The following is a 22,009-nucleotide window of genomic DNA, read 5'->3' as shown; positions in this document are numbered from 1 at the left end:
CAGCTCGGGGCGTGCACGGCGCACAGAGCGCTGGCTCCGTGCTCCCAGCGAGGGAAGAAATCTGCTCGGTTCACTGAATGGGGTGGGAGCGGGCGCTGTCGGATCTGGCGCCGACATGCTGTGGGTAATTTCCGCCGGGGCGTGGGTTCCACATGTCATCAGCAGAATCAAAGGAGGACCTTCATGCAGCAGGACGACGTGTACGAACCGCCTGCCATGGTGGAAGTGGGTGACTTCGCCGAGCTGACCCGGGGCGAGGCCCTGGGCGCGCACTACGAGGGCGGGCTGCCGCCCTACGAGTGGTATCTCGGCCCCAACTGACCGGAGAACGACAGCACATGACGGGTGACGTGCCATGAGCGGTGATGTGTGGTTAGCCGTCCTCCCGGACGGTGAGTCCGGCGTGGCCGCGGCGCGGATCCTGCGCCCCTGGGCCACCGGGACCATCCCTCACCACTCCGGTCGGCCGTGGCTGCTGGGCAGTTGGCCGGACGGACACGTGACGGTCGGTGCGGCAGGGGTACGGCGAGTGGCGGTGATCGGGCGTTGCCCGGTCACCGTCGAGGCGCTGTCCGAGCGGGCGGGACGGCAGGACGGTGTGCCTGCGGTGCGCTCGGCACTGACCGCCGCGGTGGACGCCTGCACGGCCGGCGGGGGCACGGTGAGCGCGGACCTGTCCGGAGGCCTGGACTCCACCAGCCTGTGCTTCTTGGCCGCACGAGAGCAGGAGCAGAGCCGGCTGGCCGGAGCGAGGCTGGTGACGCTGCGCTGGCAGAGCCTCTACCTGGAGAATGACGACGCGGCCTGGGCCGTGCGTGCCGCGGCCCGCCTTCCCCACAGCGAGCACGTCGTACCCACTTCTGATCAAGGGCCGTTCTGGTACAGCGACTTGACATGGCTTACCGGCGACGCCGTGCCCACCGACGAGCCGGGACCGTGGGTGCGCGACGGTGCCAGGATGGTGGCGCTGTGTCGCCTGATGACGGGCCGGGGATCCCGTCTGCACCTGATGGGCGGCGGCGGAGACGAACTGTTCAGCACGTTTCCACCGCACCAGCATGATTACGTACGACGTCATCCCCTGGCCGCCTGGTCCCGAATCCGTACGCAACGGGCCTCACGGCATTGGCCGCTTGGGGCGCTGCTGCGTCAGCTTGCGGACAGCAGGACGTTGGGCCAGTGGCTGAGCGCATGGGCGGAGAGTCTCATCTCGCCACCACCGCCGTCGCCGGCCCTGGTCCGCAGCGCCCCCTCGACGGCGTGGGGGGGTGAACCTGCGCATGCCGCCGTGGGCGACCCAGGACGCGGCCGAGGCCGTGCGGGACCTGCTCCGGGAAGCCGCAGCCACCGCCGAGCCCCTCGCGCCTGAGCGTGGACAGCACACGGCCCTCGCGTGCGTACGGACCGGTGGGCGCGGCTTGCGGCAACTGGACCAGGTGACGTCCCGCCGAGGGCTGGGGTATGCCGCGCCTTACCTCGACGACAGGGTGATCGAGGCGGTCCTCGCCATCCGCGTGGCCGAGCACAGCACGCCCGGCCGGTACAAGCCGGTGCTCGCCGAAGCGGTGCGTGGCATCGTGCCCGATGACGTCCTGCGACGGAACACTCAAGGCGAGTACCGCACGGACTTCCACGCCAGCCTGCGCCGGCAACCGCTCTGCGCTGGTCGAGTTCTTCGACAGCTCGTGGCTCGCCCGTGCCGGACTGATCGACGACGCCGCGGTCCGTGCGTCCCTGCTGGGAGTGCACCCTACCCCGGAGGCTCTGCGCTCCCTCAGCTCCATTCTGGGCACCGAGATCTGGCTGCGCGCTCGCGTCGCACCCACCTGCCCACCAAGCACCGCGATCACCGAAGGAGCACCGTGAGTCTGACCCTGCGACCCGACGTCTGCGCGACGGACACAGTGGCCGGCATGGTGCTCCTCGACGAAGTCACCGGCCGCTATTGGCAGCTCAACCGCACGGCGGCGCTCGTCCTGCGCAGCCTGACCGACGGCGCCGAACCACAGGAGGCGGCCCGCGCGCTCCGTGAGGCCTACCCCCGGCTCACCGCAGAGCGCGCCGACACCGACACGGCCTCGATCACGCCCGCGCTGACCGAGTCCCGGCTGGTGGTGCCCGCATGAGCCAACCCATGGTGCCCGCCCCCCGCAACCGCCTGCCCTTGCGGCAGCGTCCACCCGTCCTCATCGCCACGGGAGCCGCCCGGCTGATCGCCGCACTCAAGCCGCACCGCATCCGCCGCGTCCTGTCCGCACTCCGGCGCGGGGCCGCCCCCGCCACCGCCTCTCAGGCGCTCGCCGCACGCGAGGCCGTCGTCGCGCCCGGCGCGCGCTGTGCCGGGGAGGGCTGCCTTCAGCGTTCCGTGGCCCCAGCGTTGCTGTGCCGGATGCGCGGGCCTGGCCGGACTGGTGCACGGGGGTGCGCACGGCGCCGTTCCGCGCGCACGCCTGGGTGGAGGTTGACGGACTTCCGGCGGGCGAACCGCACCGGCCGGGGGCGTACCACCGCATGATGGTGGTACCGGTCCTGCCGCAAAGGAGGCTGCCGGAAGCGCAGTCCTGAGGCCCGGCGGTCCGATGGCGGAAGAGGGTCGATCGGTCACCGGTCCTGGCCAGCCGGTACGGCTCGGGTAAGAGTCCACCGCGTGCCATCAGGGTCTCGAAGTCACCCCTCTTCACGGACCCGGCCCCGGTGGAGGACGACGATGCGATCCGCGAGCCGGGCGTTCTGCAGAAGCGACCTGAGGTCACATGGTGTTTCCGGGGGCACGGCTTCCCCGTCCGTGTGGCGGCGCCTCGCCCCGGCCACCGGCAGGCTGCAAGGCCGCGGGATGACCCGTGACTGGCGCGTGGGCTACCCCACCGGGTCGGGAGTCGTAGAGCACGCAGTGGAAGCGCCCCGCTTCCTCCCGCCCCGACGGGTCACCGCCAAGGGCCCGTACCGCCTCGACCGCGTACCGCTGCTCCCTCTCATCCGTGAACCTCCGCTGCGGGTAGGTCCGGGACGGATCCACCGTGGTGCACAGCCCGTACGCGGCCAGCCTCCGCACGACAGGCTCGTAGGACACGGTACGCAGCACGAACGAGCTGACCCATACGGGATGCCGGGCACCGTCCAGCAGCGCGGCGAACGTCCGCTCGGTGATGTAGCTACCGCCGCCCGTCAGCGTGATGAGCCCGACCTTCGGCAGGGCGCCGCGCAGCTCCGGCCCTGGCGGCACCCGTTCCAGGTCGTCGGTGAAACCGGCGTCCAGCAGGCCGGCTTGCCGGGCATAGCGCACCGCCGGGGCGGCGATATCCAGGCCGTACACGCGCAGCGCGTCCGGCCGACGCCGCTCGGCGTAGAACTCCCGGTCCCACGCGGCCAGTTCCTCGGGCGACATGCGCCGAGCCGTGTCGGACGTGTAGCGCTCGTACAGCTCCGCGAGTGTCACCTCGTGATTGAGCAGGGCGGCGTTGATGCCGTACGAACAGCACAGGTCCAGCACCACCGGCCCGCCGGGCGGGCTGTCACCGTACGCGGCCCGTTCCGCGGCCCGCTGCCGGAACACCGGCTGGGCGTGGTGCGGGATCTCGTACCCCAGCGGGGCCAGCCGCGTGAAGTAGGCACGCGGATCCGGCTGGACGTAAATGTCGTCGAACCGAGACTTGCCGCACGCCGCACCACCAGAGCCCGACCCGCTCACACCGCACTCCTCCTCGCATCGCATCCGTCCCCCCATCATGTCCCTCCTACACGGCCCCACGGACATCCGCCACGCACGGCGAGTAGGCCGCCCAGTCCTCATTTACCGGACATGAGCCATCGCACCGCCGCCGGTCTCATCACCGGCGGTCTCATCCGCCGCCGGTCTCATCACCGCCGCTCTGGGCGCCACGCTTGCGTCCGCCGCGGCCGGGGCATCGGCAACTTCCTCTCGCCCGCCTTCGGTACCGCCTGCGCCAACCGAGGACGCGGCACGGGCTGCCGTCGGACGACGACGCTTCGCATGACCCTTTCGCGCCGTATCCGATCCACGTGTCCGGACGGCTGGGGGCTGATCCCCTGGGGCACCTCGCGTGCGGCCGGCATGTTCTTCTGGCAGGTCACTGACGGCGCGGTAGACCGACCCCGAGGTCCGTTGACGCTCGTTTGTCACGGCTCGATCGACGGCGAGAACCTGCGCTCCGCGCGAGCCGTGTCCGAACGGGGCGGCGGCCGGTGCGTGGGCCGGTCCGTACCGTCCATGCGCGTGGAAATCATCCCGGCCGACGCCGGACCGATCGCCGACTGATCCGAGGCCGAGCTGCTGCCCGCGAGCACGATCGGCGAGATCACCGTACGCGGCCCGCTTGTCAGCCGGACGCGCGCCATGCCCGTGTGGAGACCGGCGGACCGCGGCGCGGCGCCGAACGGAGCCGGATCGTCGCGGACCTGCGCCACACCTCGCCGGGCTGGAGCGAGGTGCTCAGGTCACGGAACGCGGCGGCCTGTGACGGAACGGAACCGGCTCGTGTCCGGTGTGGTCGGGCCCCACCGGCGCTGAGCTGCACTGAGTTGCCGGACGCCGCCTCACGCCACGCTGCTTGCCCCAGAGCACTTCTGACGGTCAGGTGGTGCTGCGCCGGGCGGAGTACGGCACCACCCTGCGGCCTTCGAGAACAGTGCCCCCATTGGTGTCGGCCGGTCCCCCGCCGGAGGCTTGTGTCCAACTCCAGCTCTCCCTTACCCGTGCGGAAAGGAGGTCAGCGGCCTGGCGACCGGTTGATCCGATGCCGGCGAGCCGCTCGCCGGAAGGTGATCCTCTGCCCACAGGAACAGAACGGCCAGGGGGATGAGGAAGGCTTTGCCGTGCGGAGAGAGTGCGTAACGGGTTTCCGACGACAGCCCCGGGCGGGCGTCCTGGGCGATCAGGTCGATCGCGATCAGTGCCTGGAGGCGCTGGGCGAGCATGCGGTCGCTGATGCCAGGGACGCGCTCGCGAATCTGCGCGAAGTCGGCCGGGCCTTTGGCCAGAGCCATGAGGATCAGGCCGTTCCAGCGTCTGCGAGAAGTGTCAGCACGCGGTGCCGCGAGCGTGCCAGGCCGCGAGCCATCGCGACGAACGCCCCGATCAGGATGCCGCAGATCGTGAGCGGGAAGACCGATGAGCTGAACACCACACCCCGAGGGCCCTCTGCGGCGACGGGCACCACGTCGACCGCCTTCACGAGGATCTTCACAGAGGAATCAGCACCGGCGGCTCCCTGCCGGGCAGCGCCCCGCCGGCCGGCTGCCTGCTGGTGGGCCTTCGCCGGGGCACGCGCGCCGGCGGCCTTCTGCTGGGTGATCTGCTAGGTGGTCTTGTCGGCCAGCTGTTTTCCGACATCAGTGACTTCGGCGGGGATCGCCGGTTCCGGGTCCGTCGAAGGCGAGGTTGGTCGTGAACGCTTCGTCGTAGCCGGTGATGAAGGCCTGGCCCCGGGTGAGGACGGCGGAGATGTCGAGGACGTCGTCCCAGCCCTCCGTGTCCGGCGCGGGCTGTTCGGCGTGCATCTCCACGGTGACGCGGACGTGGCCGCGTTCGAAGCCGGTCAGGATGGTGCCGAAGTCCTGGTGGAATGCGATGAGGCCGTTGGTGACGCAGGAGTGTTCAGGGAACTCCATGACCCCATGGAGCATGGGAGCGATGAGCAGATCATGGTCTTCGACGTAGAGGTCCTTGGTCTCGCGGGTCACGCCGGCTTCCACTCCGTCTGGTCCTCCCCGTGTACGGCGCGGGGAGCCGCTCCCGACGGTCGAGAGCAAAACCCAGATGATCGATGAGCTGCGGTGGGCCTACTCTGGGCGATCAGGCCTCCGAGCTGCATGTTTTCATATACATCACAAGATCGTCACGGGTGCTGCACAATGCGCGACCCTTCTGCGACACTCGCTGCTCACCACCTTGCGGCGCGGAGCTGTGCCTCAACCGCGAATTCAGCAACCGAGGATGAACCGCGTCGACAGGATTGCTTGCAAGGCCCCTGGCGCACCCGGTGCGCGTCAGTGGCCTGAAAAAAGGAGAGACATCACATGGGCAAGCGCGTTGCGCTGTCTATTGCCGCTGCGCTCGGAGTCGTCGGCTTCGTGGCTCCAGCGGCGTATGCCGACGGCGGTTCGGGCGACACCGAGATCTCGGGTGTGACCGTCAACAACGGTTCGGATGTCGTCATAGGCACCACATACGCAAAGACGTTCGAAGTGACGATCTATGCCTACGACGACTCGGGCCTGCTGTCGGCGGACACCACTCTCGAGGGGCCCGGCTTCGGATTCGCCGACGACAAGACCATCTGCGAGACCGACAGCGAGTGCACGCACTCGTTCACCTTCGACCCCCAGATCGACTTGGACAACAGCCAGGCGGGTACCTGGTATGCCGGCTCCTGGGTGGACGCTCTCGACGGCGACTACCGGTGGGACGAGCGCATCGACAACTTCCGCCTCAAGCGGGCGAGCACGCTGACGACGAACGCATCCCCGGAGCCGGTGACCAAGGGCAAGACCCTCACCGTCACGGGTACGCTCAAGCGCGCGAGCTGGGACGACTACCGATACCACGGCTACACCAGCCAGCCGGTCAAACTCCAGTTCCGCAAGAAGGGCACCAGCACCTACACCACCATGAAAACGGTGAACACTGACAGCGCCGGCGCCCTGAAGACCACGGTCACGGCCTCCACCGACGGGTACTGGCGGTGGAATTTCGCCGGCACCACGACCACTGGCGCCAAGACCTCCACCGGCGACTACGTCGACGTGCGGTAGGTCCGTCCAACCCCGGGACCAGCGGACTGGACGGCCTGCGGAAGTTCAACCATCGTCACCACTGCATATGTGGCGGCGGTCAGCCCTGCGGGTGGCCGGCGTCGACGATCACGCCACCCGCAAGGGCCGCCACTACGGCACGGTCCTCATCCATCATGAAGAGGAGTGGGACGCCTTCCTCGCCCACTTCGAGGAGCGCAGCTCTCTTCGGGACCTGCGCTCGGGCCTTCGGAACAGCCTGCATCCACGAGCACGCCTGCGTCCGGTGTTCACTCCTGCGGCCCGAGCCGTCCCAGCGAGGCCGCCTGATCGAGATCCGTTCTTCGCTCATGGCCAGGGCATCCCACATCACCCACGCTCGGTCAGCATCCTGGCATGCTCCGCACCCGACTTGTGCTTCCCGCCTCTCCATCAGGAGCCGAAGGCGTTCTCGGTCGCAGGCTCACATGCCGCCCTCTCACAACGGCAGACGGACTGAACCGGCGCGATTCAACTTCAATGCTCCAGGTCACACCGGTAGTTCGGAGAAGGGCTGCTCCGTGGGCTGTGCAAACGTGTGATGGATGAGTGCCCGGACATCACCGGCTGTCCCCTGGCCGGCTACTTGCTCACCCCGTCGGCGGCCGGGCCGAACCTGAAGTACCCGGCCGGTCAGCAATGGCGGCCCGTAGGCTCCGGGTGTGCCGTCCTGGTGCCGGGCCGCAATCGGTGCGTCACTCGGCGCGGGTGGTGAGGCGTCCGGCGGCATCGAGCCGTGCGAGGCGGTCGTGTTCCTTCTCGGCCCACCGTCGCACCCGGTCCGGGTCGAGCGGGGTGCCATGGCCGACGTGAAGGGTGGTGGGGTTGAGGGCGAGCATCTCGCGCAGGCTGGCGAGGTTCTCTCGAGGGTCGTCGTGGAAGGGCGGGTTGGCGGGCCTGCCGGGGATGAGGCCCATGAAGGAGTTGGCTATCAGGTCGCCGGCGACGAGGTCGCCGGCGTCGGTGAGGACCGAGACCGATCCGGCGGTGTGGCCGGGGGTGGGCATGATGCGCGCCGCGAGCCCGAAGTCCTCCAGGCTCGTCTCGCCGCGGATCAGCACGTCGGGTTCGAAGGGTTCGGCCTGGACGTGGAGGTTCTTGTTCCGGTCCATGAGGCGGCCCATCGGGCCGGTGGGCAGGTACGGTTCGCGGACCCGGCCGGAGCGGTAGGGCCCTAGGTCGGCGACGTGTCCGGCGACGGGCGCGCCGGTGAGCCGGTGCAGTTCGGCAGCGGAGCCGAAGTGGTCGATGTGGCCGTGGGTGATGACGATCATTGAGATGTCGGTGGGGTCGACGCCGTGGGCGGTGATCTGGTCGTGGATCTTCTGGCCGCTGCCGGGGGTGCCGGCGTCGACGATGACGGGCCGGCGGCCGAGCAGAAGGTAGGCGTTGATGTTGTGCCGGCCCACGACCGGGATCGGGACGACCTTCGTGCGGAGCATGGCTTTCCTCCAAAGTGTGCTGGTCGATGCCAGGCCGTGCGGGCATGGCGGAGCTCGGCCGGTGCGGCAGACCGCCCCGTGGCTGGCAAGTGATGTGGTGGTGTGGGTCAGAAGCGGCGGCGGTATTCGGCCGGGGTGGTGCCCAGCCGCCGCCGGAAGACGCGATGCAGCGTCTCCACGGAGCCGAGGCCGCTGGCAGCGGCGACCTCCGGCAGGCTTCGATTGCTCTCCTCCAGCAGTCGCCGGGCGGCCTCCAGCCTGGCCGCCTCCACATAGGCGGCCGGTGTCGTGGAGGTGCGCTGCTGGAACAGGCGGGTGAAGTGGCGCACGCTCAGGTGAGTCCGGGCCGCCAGGGCTTCGAGGGAGAGGTCATCGTTGAGGTGCTCGGCGATCCACATCCGCACCTCGTCGATCCGATCGTCCTCGGAGCTCTGGACGGACAGCGGCACGCTGAACTGACTCTGCCCGCCGGAGCGTTTGACGTACATCACCATCATCCGGGCCGTCGCGAGCGCGAGGTCCTGGCCGTGGTCCTCGGCGACCATGGCCAGCGCCATGTCCATTCCCGAGGTGACGCCGGCGCACGTCCATACCTGCCCGTCCCGGATGAAGATCGGATCCGGGTCGACCCGGACGCTGGGGTGTTCGGCGGCCAGTCTCGCTGCGGTGAGCCAGTGCGTGGTGGCGGTTCGGCCGTCGAGCAGCCCGGCGGCGGCCAGCAGGTGCGCTCCCGCGCAGATCGATCCGATCCGCCGGGCCCGAGGTGCCGTACGGCGCAGCCAGTGGGTGACCTCGTGGTCGATCACCGGCTCCACGCCGTCGTCGACGAGCTCGATCGCTCCCGCCACCAGCAGGGTGTCGACCGGGCCGGTCACGTCGTCGAGGGGCAGGTCGGCCATCAGCCGGACGCCGCTGGAGGTGGCTGCCGGGCCGCCGTCGGCCGTCGCGATCTGCACGGAGTAGGCGGGCCGGTCGGCTCCGGCGATCCGGGAGGCGACGGAGAACACCTCGGCAGGGCCGGTGACGTCCAGCAGCTCGATGCCGGGGAAGGCGACGATCACGACGCGGTGCGGTGGGGGCATGCTCTGATCATTCCGCCCGGCGGACATGGCCGCAATGACCAGGATCTGTCACATCAGGCCATCGAGGAAAGGATGGGCGGTCCGCACCAGCGCCGGAGCTCCCGGTGGGGTGGACTCGGTCCGGGCGACTCCTGCTCGTTGGGCCGCGACGTCGGCATCGACCACCGCCGGTCGCCGTCAGGCCCGAGTCGTACCGGTCACCGCGTCGATAGCAGCCCCGAGCGTTGCGTGCAGCTGCCGTGCGTCGGCCCCGGCCCGGGAGCGCAGGTTCATGCCGTGCGCCAGGAGGGCCAGGACGTCGGCCGCGGTGTCCGGGTCGGTGCCGTCGGCGAGTTGGTGCTGCCGCTGGGCCGAGAGGAGAGCGGTGTGGAGGGCGTCGCGCAGTCGCTGGTGCTGCCGGTCGAGAACGGCACGGACCTCGGGGTCGCTGTTTTCTGCGCCCGCGTGGGCGTTGGAGACCATGCAGCCACTGGGCGTACTCGCCGATGCAGCAGGTTTCGATCAGTCCGGTGAAGAACTCCGAGATGGCCGGCAGTCCCCGGCCGTCCTCCTCGAGCTCGCCGAGAGCCGGCCGCGAACGGCTGACGACGTAGCGTTCGAGGGCGGCGCGATACAGCTCCTGCTTGCCGCCGAACGTCGCGTACAGGCTGGAGCGGTTGAGCCGTTCCAAGATCCAAGATCTAGGGAGGAAGACCCGATGAGTGTCAATGCCAAGCTGCGAGCGTTCTTCGACGGCCGCCAGGAAGAGATCCCCCGCGGACGTCCGCGCTGTCATGCAGCGCGCGGCTCAGGAGTTGGCCGAGTCCGGGCAGGCGCGTAGCGCCTTGGCCGAGGGGGTCAAAGCCCATCCTTCACCCTGCCCTCTGCCGCCGGACGGTCCGTCGCCCTGGACGAGCTCCTAGCCGAGGGCCCGGTGGTGCTGACCTTCTACCGCGGTTCCTGGTGCCCGTACTGCAGCATCGCCCTGCGTTCCCTGCAGCAGCCCCTCGATGACATCGCCGCCCGCGGCGCCCGCCTGGTCGCCGTCTCCCCGTCAGATCCGCGACGAATCGCTGTCCTTCGCGGAGAAAAACGCACTGGCCTTCGACGTGCTCAGCGACGCCGGCTGCGACACCGCCAAGCAGTATGGGCTCGCCTTCGACCTGCCGAACGACCTCGCAGTCGTCTACGTCATCGCTCAGGACGGTCTCATCCGCTGGGTCTTCGTCAACACCGACCACACCAGCCGCGCCGAGCCGGCCGATGTCCTCACCGCACTCGACAACCTCTCCTGAAGGGATGCCGGCCACAGGGCGGCCGCTTGCCGGATCTCCGGTAAAGGTTCCGGTCGGGTCCGCCCCACGGTGGGAGACCGCACCATGACTGCTCGCAGGTCGGCGCGAAGGGCCATTAGCCAATCTGTTCGGCCAGGGCGAGGATGATGCCCGAGGGGCCGCGGAGGTAGCAGAGGCGGTAGATGTCCTTGTACTGCGCCACCTCACCGATCAGTTCGGCGCCATGGGGGCGCAGACGGGCGATGGTGTCGTCGATGTCGTCGACGGCGAACATGACCCGGTGCAGGCCCAGCGTGTTCGGCGGCGGGTTGAGTGATCCGTCGCCGATGGCCGCGGGGGTGTGGTACTGCGCGAGCTCCAGCTTGCCCTGACCGTCCGGGGTCCGCATCATCGCGATGTCGCTGCGGACTCCGTCGAGTCCGACGGCCTGATCCGCGAAGAGGCCTTCGATCTGCGCCTTGCCTTCGACCTCCATGCCCAGTTCGGTGAAGAAGGCGACGGCGGCGTCCAGGTCTTCGACGACGATGCCGACGTTGTCCATCCGCTGAAGCGTCATTCCGGTTCTCCCTCTGCGTTGCGCGGCCCTTTGAGGCCACCGGTATACCGAGGACGGAGCCGGCGGCCCGTTCTCGACACCCGCAAACGGGCCGAGTCAGCGAGCCGGTAGGAGTCGGTACCGGTCTCGATGATGTTGCCGCCGAAGAGAGGCGGTCGCCGATTCCAGCGCCACGGCGGGGGGAGGTGAAGGTCTTGGCCCGTCATCACCCGGACCTGCGATCTCGCTCAGGTGTTCGCCGACCTGGTCCGCCCCCAGAGGTGCCGAGAGCCGGGCATACAGTCAGGACCCATGAAGTCGCGACAGCCCACGGATCCGCAAGCCGAGACCGCACAAGGCCGTATCCCTCTATGGCTCGCCCCGGAGGACCTGCGCTGGCTGGCACAGCACTGCTGTTGCGCCGACAGCGCAACGGACGAAGACAAGGATCGCTGCGGACGACTCCGCTTCCGGGCCAGCACAGCCCTGCACAAGCATCAGCACTCGACATGAGGACGCAGCCCGTCACTGAACTGGAGCAATGCTCATGACTTGTGGATCGTCCCTCGGGAGGGCACGCGAAGGGCGTACCTTCCCGATGATCCTGTGATGGTCACCAAGTCAGAGCCCGCGTTGCACCGCAGGTCCGGAAGGCACGCCCATGCTCAGCGTAGTCAATGAAGACGGCTCCACGTCCACCGGATCTCTGATCGACGAGATCGTGCGGGAAGGGGCCCGACGGATGCTCGCCGCTGCCCTTGAGGCAGAAGTCGACCAGTACATAGCCGAGTTGACGGCCGAGCGGGACGAACGCGGCCGCCGCCTGGTGGTGCGCAACGGCCATCACCGTCCCCGCACCGTGACCACGGCCGCCGGCTCTGTTGAGGTACGGGCGCCACGGGTCAACGATCGTCGCGTCGACGAGAAGACCGGCGAGCGTCACCGGTTCACCTCCAAGATCCTGCCGCCCTGGTGCCGCAAGTCCCCGAAGATCAGCGAAGTCCTCCCGCCCCTCTACCTGCACGGATTGTCCAGCGGCGACTTCATGCCCGCACTCGAGCAGTTCCTCGGCAGCTCGGCCGGCCTGTCTGCGGCGACGGTCACCCGGCTCACCGGGCAGTGGCAGGACGACCACGCCGCCTTCCAGAACCGCGACCTGTCCGCCACCGATTGCGTCTACGTGTGGGCCGACGGCGTCCACCCCAAGGTCCGCCTCGGCCAGGCCCACTCCTGCGTCCTGGTCCTGATGGGCGTCCGCCTTGATGGCACCAAGGAACTGATCGCGCTCGCGGAGGGTCTGCGGGAGTCCACCGAATCATGGGCCGACCTGCTGCGCGACTGCCGGCGGCGGGGAATGAAGGACCCGGCCCTGGTGGTCGGGGACGGGGCGATGGGGCTCTGGCGGAGGTGTTTCCGCAGACCAGACATCAAAGGTGCTGGGTTCACAAAACCAGGAACGTGATCAACTCCCTGCCGAAGTCCGTGCATAACGGGGCCCGCAAGGCCCTGCGGGAGATCTACAACGCCGAGGACCGCACACATGCCGAGCAGGCGGCCCGCGCGTTCACGAAGTACTACGGCACCAAATGGCCCAAAGCCGCCGCGAAGATCACCGACGACCTTAACGAGCTGCTGGTGTTCTACGACTTCCCCGCCGAGCACTGGGTCCATCTGCGGACCACGAACCCGATTGAGTCGACGTTCTCCACGGTCAAGCTACGGACCAAGGTCACCCGCGGGGCCGGAAGCGCGGCCGCCGCCCTCGCGATGGTATTCAAGCTCGTCGAGTCCGCCCAGGCCCGCTGGCGGGCGATCACCGGATCTCACCTTGTGCCCCTGGTCCGTGCGGGCGCCAGGTTCGAGAATGGCATCCTCGTCGAACGTACTGAAACGCGGGCTGCGTGAGGCCGTGGGGCTGGGGAGGCAGAAGAACCGTGGCGATCTGTTTCGAGCTCGTGGTGAACTTCGGTGACGACGCCGAGGCAGCACGGGCTGCCGCCCGCATCGACCCCAAGCCATGGGTGCTTCGCGCGGGCGCCCACCGCATCCCTCTCCACCGGCCGATGCTGGCGAAGGTGAGCTCATACATCGAGCTCTCGATACTGCCCGTGGCCGTCAGCTGGGGTTGTGGCCTGGACGGCAGCCTCCCCAGATTCGAGCTCACCGCAGCAGAGCTGAGCGAACTGGGACACCAGCTCTACGGACTGCTCGCGCAGTTCCACGGGTATACCGCCGCGAAGGTCGGCTGGGATCCGGAACCACTCGTGGGCCCTGCTGAGCTCAGGTGCGAGTGGTCAGATGAACTGAACGACGGCAGCATCCACGGGCTCGTGCTCTGCGAAAAGCTGCACGCGGAACTTGACCTGGGCAGCGACTACGAAGTGTTCCAGCCTGGATACCGATGGATACCGTATCGCGGGGAGGGTTGAGCAACCTGAAGGCCAGCTAACGAAAAAAGTCCCACGCAGGCCAGCTCATCCACACATATTGACAATTACTCACTGAACTGCGGACAGAGCCGGATTCACATGGTCCCATGAGCGGTGGGCAGCGCAAGGGGGTCGCCTCCTGGCGCTGTTGGACGCCCTCGACAGGGGTACCGAGCAGGCCAGGACGCGGAGTTCGTCTGCCTCATTCTCATCGACCCGCACACCGGTTCACGATGGGCCGCTGTTTCGGCACCCTGACGGGAGGCCGGCCGGCCCACGTTCCCGACCTCGACAGTGTCGTCACTTCTCTTCGACATCACGAGCCGGCTGATCGGTTCTTTCACGGGCGACCGTTTGTGAGAGGAGGTCAGCGTCTCGGGGCGCGTCGGCCTCCGGTCAGGTGTCGCGCGTCGTCGTCAGCCGCCGTCGAGGGCGGTAGCGATCTGATCGATGATGCGCTGCCAGTGCGCCCGTTGCCGTTCGCGCTCTTCGGCACTTGCCAGGTGCTCCTGGTGGAAGCGGAGCATCGTGCGGGCCCCGTCGGCTGCAGGGGTGAGTGCCACCTGGACCGTGGTAGTGCCGTGGGTGACGCGAATCTTCTTCCCGCAGTGGTAGGCGCGCACCTCGCCGGTGACTCCCCCTGTCGTCCCGTAGCGAGTGCCGCGTTCGGGGGTGAGGGTTACTCCGGAGCCGAGCCAGCGGGCGAGTCCTGCGGGGCTGCTGATGAAGTCCCAGACGATGGGCATGGCATGGGGCAGCGTGCGCGACACCCCGATCTGCCAGCCTGCGTCCTTGGTGAGTCCTGTAGGCATGGGGGTCACCCTTCCTCGGTGTGGCGGGCACGCAGCGCCCTGACCTTGTGGCGGTTGCCGCAGTGCTCCATCGAGCACCAGCGGCGGCGTCCGGGGCGTGAGGTGTCGACGTAAATGAGGTGGCAGTCCTCGGCGGTGCACGTGCGGATGCGGTGCGCGAAGGGCCCGGTCAAGAGCTCGACGGCGTCCCGGGCAACGGTGGCCGCCAGGTGGGTGCCAGTGGGGGTTCCGGCCCATTGCCGCTTCCCGGTCGGTGTGATGGTGGGGGCCAGGGCCGGACGGGCGGCTGCCTCGTTGATGTCCCCCAGGTCGCCGGGCGGGTAAGGCTTGCCGCGCGTGTGGGCGATGACCACCCGGAACAGCGCGTCGCGCAGCCTTCGCATTGCGGTCACCTCGTCCGCTGAGATCTCCAGCACGGGCGTCGGGGTCAGCCGCGACCGACCCGCCCAGGCGGCCAGGTCGGCAGGCTCGTGCAGAACCTCGTACCGGCGATAGGGACCGGGGCCGCCGGTGGTCAGCAGCTCCAGGCACAGCGCACCGGGGTCGAAGCGGTAGGCGACGCCTGTGCGGGAGCGCAGCGTCAGACCCTTGCTTGCGGACGACTCCATGTAACCAATATAACCGGTTACGCATCATCGAGCTGGGAGCCGGTCATCTCGGCCTGCGCGTGCTTGGTGCGGCACCACTGCCCCCGCCCACGCCTGGCGAACCTGCGGGCTCAGCCGGCACTGCCAGGGCGTCACGGGGCCCGGCGGCGGCGCTCATCTCGATTGCGGGATGGCGGTGTCGCACCGCCCTAGGCGGCTTTACGGAAGGGCGAGGAGGAGGGCGACGCCGAGCATCGCCAGTGGCTGACCGCGTGAAGTACGTCAGCGGCCGCATGAAGAACTGAACGCTTTTCGCGTGGTCGGCAAGAGCCGATCCCGAGGCGGACTGGTCACGAAAAGTCCACGGGGGCTTACGGCTGTTTCGCCGCAAACTGGGCGAGCATCGCTCCGAAACTGGTGCACCGACCCCGCAGAGATAGGAGGCGCAGGGTTCCACTGCTGCTTCTGCTGGGCCGGTGCATAGCACACGTACCCACTGATGCGCCCGATACGCCCTATCCATCCCGCCGCCTGAGCGGGTTGTGCCTTCACACGCGGAAGTGGGGCCCGACCGTCCCCGGCCGGGCCCCTCTTCAAGGCCCTTCACCAACAGTGCGCCTCACATTGAGGACCCGTGGCTACCAGCGGTACCAGCGGCCCTTGCGGCCTCCGCTGTCCGCGGAACGGACGACGAAGCCGAGCAGCCACACGATGAGCACGATCACCGCGATCCACCACAGTGCCTTCAGCGCGAAGCCCGCGCCGAAAAGGATCAGGGCCAGCAGAAGAACCAGAAGCAGGGGAACCATCGTTATCAACCTCCTGGCCATCGGATGCCCTTAGCTCGCCCCTACAAGCCCACAAAATATGAGTTACTTCCGCAGGATGAAGGGCACGCGCACCCACCCGTTCCCCTTCTCTGGCATCTGATGCACCGCAGTCATGCAGTGCCGATCACTCGATGCACTGCTCAGGCCTAAGGTTTGCCGGCTTCGTGCGGGGACATGGGCACAGTCAGCACCTGGAACCGGCAATGAGGAGGGTGAGCAGCATGGCCGCGAGCGAGAAGGCCCGAGCCAAGGCCGAGCAGGCCGTGGGCAAGGCCGCCCAGGCAGCCGGACGCGCCATGGGCAACGAGAAGCTGATCGCCAAGGGCCGGGCGGCCGAGGCCGCGGGCGATGCCCGCAAGGCCAAGGAGTCGCTCAAGGACGCCGGTCGGCACTGACCGCCCGAAAGCACCCGCGCACGAGGGGCGTCCCCGGGACCGGGGCCGCCCCTCGCGTCTGCGCCGAGCGGGCAAACACCCGCTGCCGGGCTCGTCGTCACATGCCGCAGCATGTTGGGGCAGTGAGGGTGTCCGCCACGAATCAAACGGGTTGGCTCAGAGGGTAGCCCGTAACATCAGCGCTCTCTTGGGGGCGTGCGATGCAGATATCAGAGGGCCGACTCGGCTTTGGTCTGACTGACGTCAGGGCCCGTGCTCAACGAACCCGCCACCACGACTGCGATCGGATGGTCTCCGAGGCCGTTGAGGCCGCGGCAGGGACGCCCGCGACCTCACGCCATATATCCGCTCGTCTGGCTCTCCCAGCCCAAGTTCGAGCAGATCCTGCGCGACCGGCTCACCGAACTCGGCGGAACCATCGAGTGGGGCACCACGGTGGCCGGGCTCCGGCAGGACGAGAACGGCGTCACCGCCACCGTGCGGACGGCGGCCGGACAAGCGACCCTGCGCGCTCGGTACGCCGTCGGCACGGACGGCGGATTTCGTGAATCGAACCCTGACGGGCCCGACGCCCCGCTGCGTCACCAGCTCAGATGGTGACTGCACCGTTGCAGCCCTGCGCGTCACCAGTCAAGGAACTGCTGTACTGAGCGAGTTGGCGCTGGATCTGGAGTCACATCGCACCCCATGAACGAATTCATCACCTGTTTGACTGGTGACGAAGTCTCGTGCGAGAGTCTGTCATCGCATGAGCCGGTCCACCTGAAGGCGCGGAGGGATTCGCATGATCAACAGGCGTGGCTTCAGCAAGGCCCTGACGCTGGGCACGGGTGCGGCTGCCGCTTCACTGGCCGGCCTGCACACCGCTTCCGCCGTCACCCGGCGCCCGTCCGGCGCGTCAACCGTGCCCGCGGTCAGCCCCGGCGCACACACCGCCTTTCGGCATCTGAAGCAGATCAGGGCCGGCCTGCTGAACGTCGGCTACGCCGAACTGGGCCCCGCCCACGGCCCCGCGGTCATCTGCCTGCACGGCTGGCCGTACGACATCCACAGCTACGTCGACGTCGCCCCGCTGCTGGCCGAGGAGGGCTACCGGGTGATCGTGCCGTATCTGCGCGGTCACGGCACGACGGGCTTCCTCTCCGACCGAACGCTCCGCAACGCCCAGCAGTCGGCCATCGCCCTCGACGTCATCGCGCTGATGGACGCCTTGGAGATCAAGAAGGCCGTGCTGGCCGGCTTCGACTGGGGCTCGCGCACCGCCGACATCATCGCCGCACTCCGGCCCGAGCGCTGCAGGGCCCTCGTGTCGGTGGGCGGATACCTCATCACCAACCGCGAGGCCAACCTGAAGCCGCTGACACCCAAAGCCGAATACGCCTGGTGGTACCAGTACTACTTCTCCACCGAGCGTGGCCGACTCGCCATGGAGGACAAGGCCCTGCGCCATGACCTGACCAGGCTCGTCTGGGAAACCGTCTCCCCGACGTGGGACTTCGACGACGCTACGTTCGATCGCACCGCGGCAGCCTTCGACAACCCCGACCACGCGGCCATCGTCATCCACAACTACCGCTGGCGGTTGGGCCTCGCCGACGGTGAGCGCCGTTACGACGGACTCGAGAAGCGGCTCGCCATGCGGCCGGTCATCAAGGTGCCCACCATCACCCTCGACGCCGAGCGCGATCCCTTCACGGCTCCGGGCAATGGCGCCGCCTACCGGGACAGGTTCACGGGCCCGTACGAGCACCGGACCCTGACGGGGATCGGCCACAACCTGCCGCAGGAGGCACCCGCCGCCTTCGCCCAGGCCGTCGTCGACGTGGACCATCTCTGACGAGGAATTGATCAGCTTTCGGTCACCACATGGACAGGTGACCGAGGTGAGAAGAAGGGATGGTGACCATGGAAGGCCAGAACATCACGGACGGTGCCGCGGCAGCACGGCGAGCGCGGTTCGGACAGTTGCCCGAGCGCATCCGCTTCGAGGACATGATCGAGGAGATGGCTGCTGCGCCGAACGATCCAAGGCGGGACGCCTACGCTCCCGAGGGATCCTGGATGTCCTTCTCCTGCCTCGCCGCCGACCTGGGGCTGTGAGCCGGAGTGACCGACCGGTCATCGATTCGGCGATGACGACGAAGGTTGGCCCGACCCGCAGTCACCTGCCAGAATGGTGATGTGAACCTCGACCATGTCTTTGTTTGCGGAAATCCGGCACTCGACTTCGCCGCAACCCTCCGAGCGCGCCGATCGCTCCGCTTCGAGATGTTCGCCGCGCCTGACAGGCTGAACGCATGGTACGTGGAGTCCGGCATCGTCGACGCGGTCTCCCCCAGTCAGGAGGCTGATGTCGAACAGGCGAGGACCGTACGAGAGGCCATCTACCAGCTGGTCACCGCCCGTCGGCTCGCGGAGGAGTACGACGGGGCAGCGCTGACCGTGGTGAACAACGCGGCACGCAAGCCACCCGCGGTGCCGCAGCTCACTCCGGCGGGACGGTGGACCCAGGCAACGCCGGAAGAAGCCCTCTCCATGGTGGCGCGCCACGCCATCGACCTGCTGAGCGGGCCGGACGTGCCCCTGCTCAAGGAATGCGGCAACCCGGAGTGCACCCGCACCTACATCGACCGCTCGCGGGGCATGCGCCGGCAGTGGTGCGGGATGGAGTCCTGCGGCAACAAGATCAAGGCAGCCGCGTACCGTGCCCGGAAGAAGACCGCACCCGCGGTGACTCGGTGACACGCCGACTGCAGCTCAGCGTCGTCACCATGACCCTCGACCCTCCACTGCCTTGCTCGACGTCCCGCAGCGCCACCACCCACTCCGTCGTCCTGATGATCTGATCACACGCTCCAGGTCAGGGCACCGGACTCGGTGCCCCGTACCGGACCGGAACGCCGGCCTGCGCCGCGCGGTCGGCGATCGTGGGCGTGGCGCGTTCGGCGAGGGCGGCGATGGTGAGTGACGGGTTGACGGTGAGGGAGGTGGGGACCGCGGAGCCGTCGGTGACGAAGAGGCCGGGATGGCCACGCAGTTCGTTGCTGTCGGTGAGGGCGCTCGTGTCGGGGCTGTCGCCCATGCGGGCCGAGCCGAGGGGATGGGCGGTCACACTCCCGGTGACGGCCGTGCTCCAGGGCCGGACGCGGGCCAGGCCGTCCTTTTCGAGGATGTTCCGCAGTGCGATGTCCGCCTTCTGCCAGCCGCCCAGTGTGCGGGCGGTGGGGTGGTAGGTCATGGTGCCCAGGCCGAGCCCGGGAGCCAGGCGGGTGAAGCTGCCGGTGAGCGGCGGTAGGCCGAAAGTGCCTTCGTTGTCGTCCTCGGTCATCGCGAGCAGCGTGAGCCAGGACCTCCAGCGAGAGCGGAGATCACGTCCGGGGATTCCGAACCAGTGGGGTGGGTCGGCGGCCTGGGCGAGCACATTGGTCACGGAGGGGAAGTAGATCTGCTGGAGCATGAAGCGGCTGTACTCGGGGGCCGTCGCGTCCAGGAAGTCGTACGTCGCCGCCGTGATGGGGCGGCCGATGGGCAGCCCTTCGTACGGGACGCCGTCGGGGCGGGACAGGCCGAGCAGCGAGCGCACCTTGGTCTCGTCCACGTCGGCGACGCTGACGCGGTCGCCGTTTCCGGAGAAGTACCGTCCCACGGCTGAGGGGATGCCGCCGAGCGGCAGGGCCGAGCGCTGGAGGATGACGGGGGTGCCGACGGCTCCGGCGGCCAGGACGACCACTTTGGCGTGGATGGTGCCGGTCTGCAGGGTGCACGTGTAGTCGTCCGGGTCGAGGACCGTGTACGTGACGGCGTACCGGTAGCCGGGGACGGGCGAAGGCCCGACGGTCTGGACCTCGTGGAGCGGCCGGATCGTGGCGCCGTGCGCCTCGGCCGCAGGCAGGTAGTTGAGCAGCATGGAGCGTTTGGCGTCGAAGCGGCAACCGGACAGCATCCAGTTGCAGTTGGTGCAGCGCTCGGTGTCGACGGCCACGGGCACCGGGTTGCAGGTGTGCCCGGCCCGCGCGCAGGCAGCAGCGAGGACGCCGCCCGCGTACGAGACGTCCGGCCAGCCCGTACGGGTGACCGGGATCGCCTCTTCGACGCGGTCGTACCAGGGGTCGAGTGCGGCGCGGGTGAGGGAGGCGGGCCAGATGCGTCGGCCCAGGCTGCCGCGGCGTTCGAAGACGAAGGCGGGGGCCCGGAGGGAAGCGGCGAAGTACACGACGCTGCCGCCGCCCACGCAGTTGCCGGCGACCACGGCGATGCCGTCGCCGCGAATGACGTCGACGATCCGGTTGTACGTGCCGAGTCGCAACGAGTGGGTGAAGTCGGCCGCGGCCAGGCGCGGGCCGCGTTCCAGGACGGTGACGCGGGCGCCCCCGGCGGCGAGATGGTAGGCGGGGATCGCACCGCCGAAGCCGCTTCCGATGACGAGGACGTCCGTGGTCTGCGCGCTCATGCGGGGCTCCCCGAGCCGGTGGTGGCGGGGTGCGGAGTGGCGAGGGCCCTGCCGTAGGAGTAGTCGGTGAAACGCCACAGCCCGTCGGTGCCGGGCGGGGGGAAGCCCAGCCAGCTCAGGCCGGGATGGCCGGTGGCCACGGCCTGGCGGGTGTCGAGGTGGGCGGCGGTGTCGAAGGCGAGGCCGGTCAGGAGGCTGAGCACCTGCCAGATGGCACGGTCCGGGTCTTCAGGGCCGAACAGTCCTTGGACGAGTGCGGTGCGGTGGCGGAAGGACAGGCCGACGAAGGCGGGCACGGTGATCGGAAGGAGGATGAGATGGCTGGTGGCATAGACGACGGCCCGGGCGTTCAGCAGAGCCGCGATCTCCGGCAGCAAGGGGGCGAGGGGAAGTTCGGGCGAGGTAAGCGTCGTGATCACGCCGGCCTGTACGGCGCCCGGGCCGCTGACGGCGCCTGCGACGGCGAGGTCACCGGCGAAGCGCCGCTTGCCGGGGATCAGGGTGTCGGCGAACGCCTCCAGCGTCTGCACCGTCCACCCCGAGGGCCCGGCCTCTGCGGCCGCCGCCCGAGAGGCGGCGGCCGGGAGTTGACCGGCGGACAGGACGGCGGCAGTGGCGGCAAGGGCTTTGATGACCGCCCTGCGGCCGGGCGAGGACATGATGCTCACCCGGCCAGGGAGCAACGCAGATCGAACGGGAGGGGCGCGGTCAGACCCGTCTCGCCGGCGTCCTTGCCGTACTCGTCCAGTACGTCGGCGAGCTCCGGGAAGGCGGGGCGCAGCGCGGCGACGGCGTCGCCTATGCCGACGCTCGTGCCGTGGATGCGGAAGTTGCTCAGCCGTGCGCCGGCCCGCTGCCCGGTCTTGTCCCACCAGTACTGGCCGTCCCAGGTCACCAAGGGCGTCGCGCCAGTGGTGGTCTGCACGCTCCAGTGGTCCTTCTGGTAGTAGCGGCAGGTCACCATCGCGAGGGCGAAGCGCGAGGGCTCGGCGACGAGGAAGCGCAGGGCGCCGCCGTTGTCGAAGGTGATGTCGCGCTTGCTGTACTCCACGCACAGCGGATCACGGAACATCAGCCACCATGGCGGGATCTCACCCTCGCCGAAGTGGTGCCAGGCGCAGGTGGCGGCAAAGGCGGGCTCGGTGAACGGGCCCGCCTCGGACGCCTTGACGGTTTCCGCCGTCGCGGAGCGCGGAGCTGCGGCAGCGGCTCCTGGTATGAGGGCGGCGGTGAACACCCCCCAAGCGATTGCCAGAGACATGACAGCTCTCATCGTGCGACGCGAACCGAACAAGGCGATCTCCTGCCTTCCTCGACGAGCGACCAGGCCGACTGCGCGGGGGTCGCTCCTGGGTGCGGACAGCCGTTTCCGGGCAAAGCACGG

Annotated in this window: 26 protein-coding genes and 4 pseudogenes; 16 read left to right on the top strand and 14 right to left on the bottom strand. The window is 68.8% G+C overall.

Translation table 11 applies throughout. The features are described 5' to 3' along the window. The first annotated feature begins 183 nt into the window (after window positions 1-183). From ACZ4SF_RS32030 to ACZ4SF_RS32010, 5 genes and pseudogenes are all read left to right on the top strand, one after another. Window positions 184-321 (top strand): lasso RiPP family leader peptide-containing protein, encoded by a 138-nt coding sequence (locus tag ACZ4SF_RS32030; protein ID WP_468391430.1) that lies wholly within the window; start codon window positions 184-186, stop codon window positions 319-321. A gap of 34 nt (window positions 322-355) precedes the next feature. Beyond that, window positions 356-1,369: an asparagine synthase-related protein gene (locus tag ACZ4SF_RS32025; protein ID WP_468391427.1), complete on the top strand. Its 1,014-nt coding sequence runs from the start codon at window positions 356-358 to the stop codon at window positions 1,367-1,369. Continuing rightward, window positions 1,281-1,649: pseudogene (locus ACZ4SF_RS32020) on the top strand (asparagine synthase-related protein); the annotation flags it as partial. The gene ACZ4SF_RS32025 and the pseudogene ACZ4SF_RS32020, both read left to right, overlap by 89 nt. Before the next feature lie 213 nt (window positions 1,650-1,862). Beyond that, complete coding sequence (locus tag ACZ4SF_RS32015) at window positions 1,863-2,126, top strand: lasso peptide biosynthesis PqqD family chaperone (protein WP_468391658.1); 264 nt, start codon at window positions 1,863-1,865, stop codon at window positions 2,124-2,126. Further along, window positions 2,123-2,565 (top strand): annotated as a pseudogene (locus ACZ4SF_RS32010) (lasso peptide biosynthesis B2 protein). The gene ACZ4SF_RS32015 and the pseudogene ACZ4SF_RS32010 overlap by 4 nt, the downstream one beginning before the upstream one ends. 184 nt (window positions 2,566-2,749) lie before the next feature. On the opposite strand, the gene ACZ4SF_RS32005 reads toward ACZ4SF_RS32010, so the two are convergent. Next, window positions 2,750-3,688, bottom strand: coding sequence for a hypothetical protein (locus tag ACZ4SF_RS32005; RefSeq protein WP_468391424.1), 939 nt, complete (start codon window positions 3,686-3,688; stop codon window positions 2,750-2,752). A gap of 111 nt (window positions 3,689-3,799) precedes the next feature. Here ACZ4SF_RS32005 and ACZ4SF_RS32000 point away from each other — a divergent pair, with 111 nt between their 5' ends. Then, a complete protein-coding gene (locus tag ACZ4SF_RS32000; protein WP_468391422.1) occupies window positions 3,800-4,276 on the top strand; it encodes a hypothetical protein in 477 nt (158 codons plus the stop codon). Between the two features lie 431 nt (window positions 4,277-4,707). On the opposite strand, the gene ACZ4SF_RS31995 is transcribed toward ACZ4SF_RS32000, so the two are convergent. The 3 genes from ACZ4SF_RS31995 to ACZ4SF_RS31985 form a co-directional block, all read right to left on the bottom strand. Continuing rightward, the gene (locus tag ACZ4SF_RS31995) at window positions 4,708-5,004 is read right to left on the bottom strand and encodes a winged helix-turn-helix transcriptional regulator (protein WP_468391420.1); all 297 of its coding nucleotides are present in this window, start codon (window positions 5,002-5,004) and stop codon (window positions 4,708-4,710) included. Between the two features lie 5 nt (window positions 5,005-5,009). Then, window positions 5,010-5,204, bottom strand: coding sequence for a hypothetical protein (locus ACZ4SF_RS31990; protein ID WP_468391417.1), 195 nt, complete (start codon window positions 5,202-5,204; stop codon window positions 5,010-5,012). Window positions 5,205-5,349: 145 nt separating this feature from the next. Continuing rightward, window positions 5,350-5,700, bottom strand: coding sequence for a hypothetical protein (locus tag ACZ4SF_RS31985; RefSeq protein WP_468391414.1), 351 nt, complete (start codon window positions 5,698-5,700; stop codon window positions 5,350-5,352). A 336-nt stretch (window positions 5,701-6,036) separates the two neighbouring features. Between ACZ4SF_RS31985 and ACZ4SF_RS31980 the strand changes: the two genes are divergently transcribed. Next, window positions 6,037-6,771, top strand: coding sequence for a calcium-binding protein (locus ACZ4SF_RS31980; RefSeq protein ID WP_468391411.1), 735 nt, complete (start codon window positions 6,037-6,039; stop codon window positions 6,769-6,771). Between the two features lie 713 nt (window positions 6,772-7,484). On the opposite strand, the gene ACZ4SF_RS31975 is transcribed toward ACZ4SF_RS31980, so the two are convergent. From ACZ4SF_RS31975 to ACZ4SF_RS31965, 3 genes are all read right to left on the bottom strand, one after another. Further along, window positions 7,485-8,231, bottom strand: a complete 747-nt coding sequence (locus ACZ4SF_RS31975) for an MBL fold metallo-hydrolase (RefSeq protein WP_468391408.1) — start codon at window positions 8,229-8,231, stop codon at window positions 7,485-7,487. A gap of 107 nt (window positions 8,232-8,338) precedes the next feature. Beyond that, complete coding sequence (locus ACZ4SF_RS31970) at window positions 8,339-9,313, bottom strand: GlxA family transcriptional regulator (protein ID WP_468391405.1); 975 nt, start codon at window positions 9,311-9,313, stop codon at window positions 8,339-8,341. A gap of 177 nt (window positions 9,314-9,490) precedes the next feature. Beyond that, entirely contained in the window at window positions 9,491-9,775 is a 285-nt protein-coding gene (locus ACZ4SF_RS31965) for a TetR family transcriptional regulator C-terminal domain-containing protein (RefSeq protein WP_468391402.1), read from the bottom strand. A gap of 394 nt (window positions 9,776-10,169) precedes the next feature. On the opposite strand from ACZ4SF_RS31965, the pseudogene ACZ4SF_RS31960 reads away from it, so the two are divergent. Together ACZ4SF_RS31960 and ACZ4SF_RS31955 are read left to right on the top strand one after the other, a co-directional pair. Continuing rightward, window positions 10,170-10,301 (top strand): annotated as a pseudogene (locus ACZ4SF_RS31960) (redoxin domain-containing protein); the annotation flags it as partial. 1 nt (window position 10,302) lies between these two features. After that, window positions 10,303-10,587 carry a thioredoxin domain-containing protein gene (locus ACZ4SF_RS31955; protein WP_468391399.1) on the top strand — a complete coding sequence of 95 codons (285 nt, stop codon included), beginning with the start codon at window positions 10,303-10,305 and terminating at the stop codon, window positions 10,585-10,587. A gap of 115 nt (window positions 10,588-10,702) precedes the next feature. Here the strand turns inward: ACZ4SF_RS31955 and ACZ4SF_RS31950 are convergent, their stop codons facing one another. Continuing rightward, window positions 10,703-11,143: a VOC family protein gene (locus ACZ4SF_RS31950; RefSeq protein WP_468391396.1), complete on the bottom strand. Its 441-nt coding sequence runs from the start codon at window positions 11,141-11,143 to the stop codon at window positions 10,703-10,705. Window positions 11,144-11,783: 640 nt separating this feature from the next. Between ACZ4SF_RS31950 and ACZ4SF_RS31945 the strand changes: the two are divergent. Then, a pseudogene (locus ACZ4SF_RS31945) lies at window positions 11,784-13,027 on the top strand (IS256 family transposase). A gap of 29 nt (window positions 13,028-13,056) precedes the next feature. After that, window positions 13,057-13,551, top strand: coding sequence for a hypothetical protein (locus tag ACZ4SF_RS31940; protein ID WP_468391393.1), 495 nt, complete (start codon window positions 13,057-13,059; stop codon window positions 13,549-13,551). A gap of 416 nt (window positions 13,552-13,967) precedes the next feature. Here the strand turns inward: ACZ4SF_RS31940 and ACZ4SF_RS31935 are convergent, their stop codons facing one another. From ACZ4SF_RS31935 to ACZ4SF_RS31925, 3 genes are all read right to left on the bottom strand, one after another. After that, window positions 13,968-14,363 (bottom strand): SRPBCC family protein, encoded by a 396-nt coding sequence (locus tag ACZ4SF_RS31935; protein WP_468391391.1) that lies wholly within the window; start codon window positions 14,361-14,363, stop codon window positions 13,968-13,970. Window positions 14,364-14,368: 5 nt separating this feature from the next. After that, window positions 14,369-14,971 carry a CGNR zinc finger domain-containing protein gene (locus tag ACZ4SF_RS31930; RefSeq protein ID WP_468391388.1) on the bottom strand — a complete coding sequence of 201 codons (603 nt, stop codon included), beginning with the start codon at window positions 14,969-14,971 and terminating at the stop codon, window positions 14,369-14,371. Between the two features lie 617 nt (window positions 14,972-15,588). Then, window positions 15,589-15,759 (bottom strand): DUF5670 family protein, encoded by a 171-nt coding sequence (locus ACZ4SF_RS31925; protein ID WP_037661814.1) that lies wholly within the window; start codon window positions 15,757-15,759, stop codon window positions 15,589-15,591. A gap of 242 nt (window positions 15,760-16,001) precedes the next feature. Between ACZ4SF_RS31925 and ACZ4SF_RS31920 the strand changes: the two genes are divergently transcribed. The 5 genes from ACZ4SF_RS31920 (at window position 16,002) to ACZ4SF_RS31900 (ending at window position 18,917) form a co-directional block, all read left to right on the top strand. Further along, window positions 16,002-16,175, top strand: a complete 174-nt coding sequence (locus ACZ4SF_RS31920; RefSeq protein ID WP_468391385.1) for a CsbD family protein — start codon at window positions 16,002-16,004, stop codon at window positions 16,173-16,175. Window positions 16,176-16,478: 303 nt separating this feature from the next. Further along, the gene (locus ACZ4SF_RS31915) at window positions 16,479-16,775 is read left to right on the top strand and encodes an FAD-dependent monooxygenase (protein ID WP_468391382.1); all 297 of its coding nucleotides are present in this window, start codon (window positions 16,479-16,481) and stop codon (window positions 16,773-16,775) included. A 184-nt stretch (window positions 16,776-16,959) separates the two neighbouring features. Beyond that, a complete protein-coding gene (locus tag ACZ4SF_RS31910; protein WP_468391379.1) occupies window positions 16,960-18,012 on the top strand; it encodes an alpha/beta fold hydrolase in 1,053 nt (350 codons plus the stop codon). A gap of 68 nt (window positions 18,013-18,080) precedes the next feature. Beyond that, window positions 18,081-18,275, top strand: coding sequence for a hypothetical protein (locus tag ACZ4SF_RS31905; RefSeq protein ID WP_468391655.1), 195 nt, complete (start codon window positions 18,081-18,083; stop codon window positions 18,273-18,275). An 81-nt stretch (window positions 18,276-18,356) separates the two neighbouring features. After that, window positions 18,357-18,917: a CGNR zinc finger domain-containing protein gene (locus tag ACZ4SF_RS31900; protein WP_468391376.1), complete on the top strand. Its 561-nt coding sequence runs from the start codon at window positions 18,357-18,359 to the stop codon at window positions 18,915-18,917. A 118-nt stretch (window positions 18,918-19,035) separates the two neighbouring features. On the opposite strand, the gene ACZ4SF_RS31895 is transcribed toward ACZ4SF_RS31900, so the two are convergent. Genes ACZ4SF_RS31895 through ACZ4SF_RS31885 form a run of 3 tightly spaced genes read right to left on the bottom strand, consistent with a single transcriptional unit; the run spans window position 19,036 to window position 21,886 of the window. Next, a complete protein-coding gene (locus ACZ4SF_RS31895; RefSeq protein WP_468391374.1) occupies window positions 19,036-20,625 on the bottom strand; it encodes an FAD-dependent oxidoreductase in 1,590 nt (529 codons plus the stop codon). Further along, window positions 20,622-21,284: a DUF5987 family protein gene (locus ACZ4SF_RS31890; protein ID WP_468391371.1), complete on the bottom strand. Its 663-nt coding sequence runs from the start codon at window positions 21,282-21,284 to the stop codon at window positions 20,622-20,624. Before ACZ4SF_RS31890 ends, ACZ4SF_RS31895 begins: the two co-directional genes overlap by 4 nt. A gap of 5 nt (window positions 21,285-21,289) precedes the next feature. Next, the gene (locus ACZ4SF_RS31885) at window positions 21,290-21,886 is read right to left on the bottom strand and encodes a hypothetical protein (protein WP_468391368.1); all 597 of its coding nucleotides are present in this window, start codon (window positions 21,884-21,886) and stop codon (window positions 21,290-21,292) included. Between the last annotated feature and the right edge of the window lie 123 nt (window positions 21,887-22,009).

It is taken from the genome of Streptomyces sp. NPDC027663 (assembly GCF_055566415.1).
This window is presented reverse-complemented; position numbering and strand designations above follow the sequence as displayed.

Coding starts and splice junctions, on each gene's coding strand:
- ACZ4SF_RS32030 (WP_468391430.1), top strand. CDS start 184: ATGCAGCAGGACGACGTGTACGAACCGCCTGCCATGGTGGAAGTGGGT.
- ACZ4SF_RS32025 (WP_468391427.1), top strand. CDS start 356: ATGAGCGGTGATGTGTGGTTAGCCGTCCTCCCGGACGGTGAGTCCGGC.
- ACZ4SF_RS32000 (WP_468391422.1), top strand. CDS start 3,800: ATGAGCCATCGCACCGCCGCCGGTCTCATCACCGGCGGTCTCATCCGC.
- ACZ4SF_RS31995 (WP_468391420.1), bottom strand. CDS start 5,004: ATGGCTCTGGCCAAAGGCCCGGCCGACTTCGCGCAGATTCGCGAGCGC.
- ACZ4SF_RS31980 (WP_468391411.1), top strand. CDS start 6,037: ATGGGCAAGCGCGTTGCGCTGTCTATTGCCGCTGCGCTCGGAGTCGTC.
- ACZ4SF_RS31975 (WP_468391408.1), bottom strand. CDS start 8,231: ATGCTCCGCACGAAGGTCGTCCCGATCCCGGTCGTGGGCCGGCACAAC.
- ACZ4SF_RS31970 (WP_468391405.1), bottom strand. CDS start 9,313: ATGCCCCCACCGCACCGCGTCGTGATCGTCGCCTTCCCCGGCATCGAG.
- ACZ4SF_RS31965 (WP_468391402.1), bottom strand. CDS start 9,775: ATGGTCTCCAACGCCCACGCGGGCGCAGAAAACAGCGACCCCGAGGTC.
- ACZ4SF_RS31955 (WP_468391399.1), top strand. CDS start 10,303: ATGACATCGCCGCCCGCGGCGCCCGCCTGGTCGCCGTCTCCCCGTCAG.
- ACZ4SF_RS31950 (WP_468391396.1), bottom strand. CDS start 11,143: ATGACGCTTCAGCGGATGGACAACGTCGGCATCGTCGTCGAAGACCTG.
- ACZ4SF_RS31935 (WP_468391391.1), bottom strand. CDS start 14,363: ATGCCTACAGGACTCACCAAGGACGCAGGCTGGCAGATCGGGGTGTCG.
- ACZ4SF_RS31930 (WP_468391388.1), bottom strand. CDS start 14,971: ATGGAGTCGTCCGCAAGCAAGGGTCTGACGCTGCGCTCCCGCACAGGC.
- ACZ4SF_RS31925 (WP_037661814.1), bottom strand. CDS start 15,759: ATGGTTCCCCTGCTTCTGGTTCTTCTGCTGGCCCTGATCCTTTTCGGC.
- ACZ4SF_RS31920 (WP_468391385.1), top strand. CDS start 16,002: ATGGCCGCGAGCGAGAAGGCCCGAGCCAAGGCCGAGCAGGCCGTGGGC.
- ACZ4SF_RS31910 (WP_468391379.1), top strand. CDS start 16,960: ATGATCAACAGGCGTGGCTTCAGCAAGGCCCTGACGCTGGGCACGGGT.
- ACZ4SF_RS31905 (WP_468391655.1), top strand. CDS start 18,081: ATGGAAGGCCAGAACATCACGGACGGTGCCGCGGCAGCACGGCGAGCG.
- ACZ4SF_RS31895 (WP_468391374.1), bottom strand. CDS start 20,625: ATGAGCGCGCAGACCACGGACGTCCTCGTCATCGGAAGCGGCTTCGGC.
- ACZ4SF_RS31890 (WP_468391371.1), bottom strand. CDS start 21,284: ATGTCCTCGCCCGGCCGCAGGGCGGTCATCAAAGCCCTTGCCGCCACT.
- ACZ4SF_RS31885 (WP_468391368.1), bottom strand. CDS start 21,886: ATGTCTCTGGCAATCGCTTGGGGGGTGTTCACCGCCGCCCTCATACCA.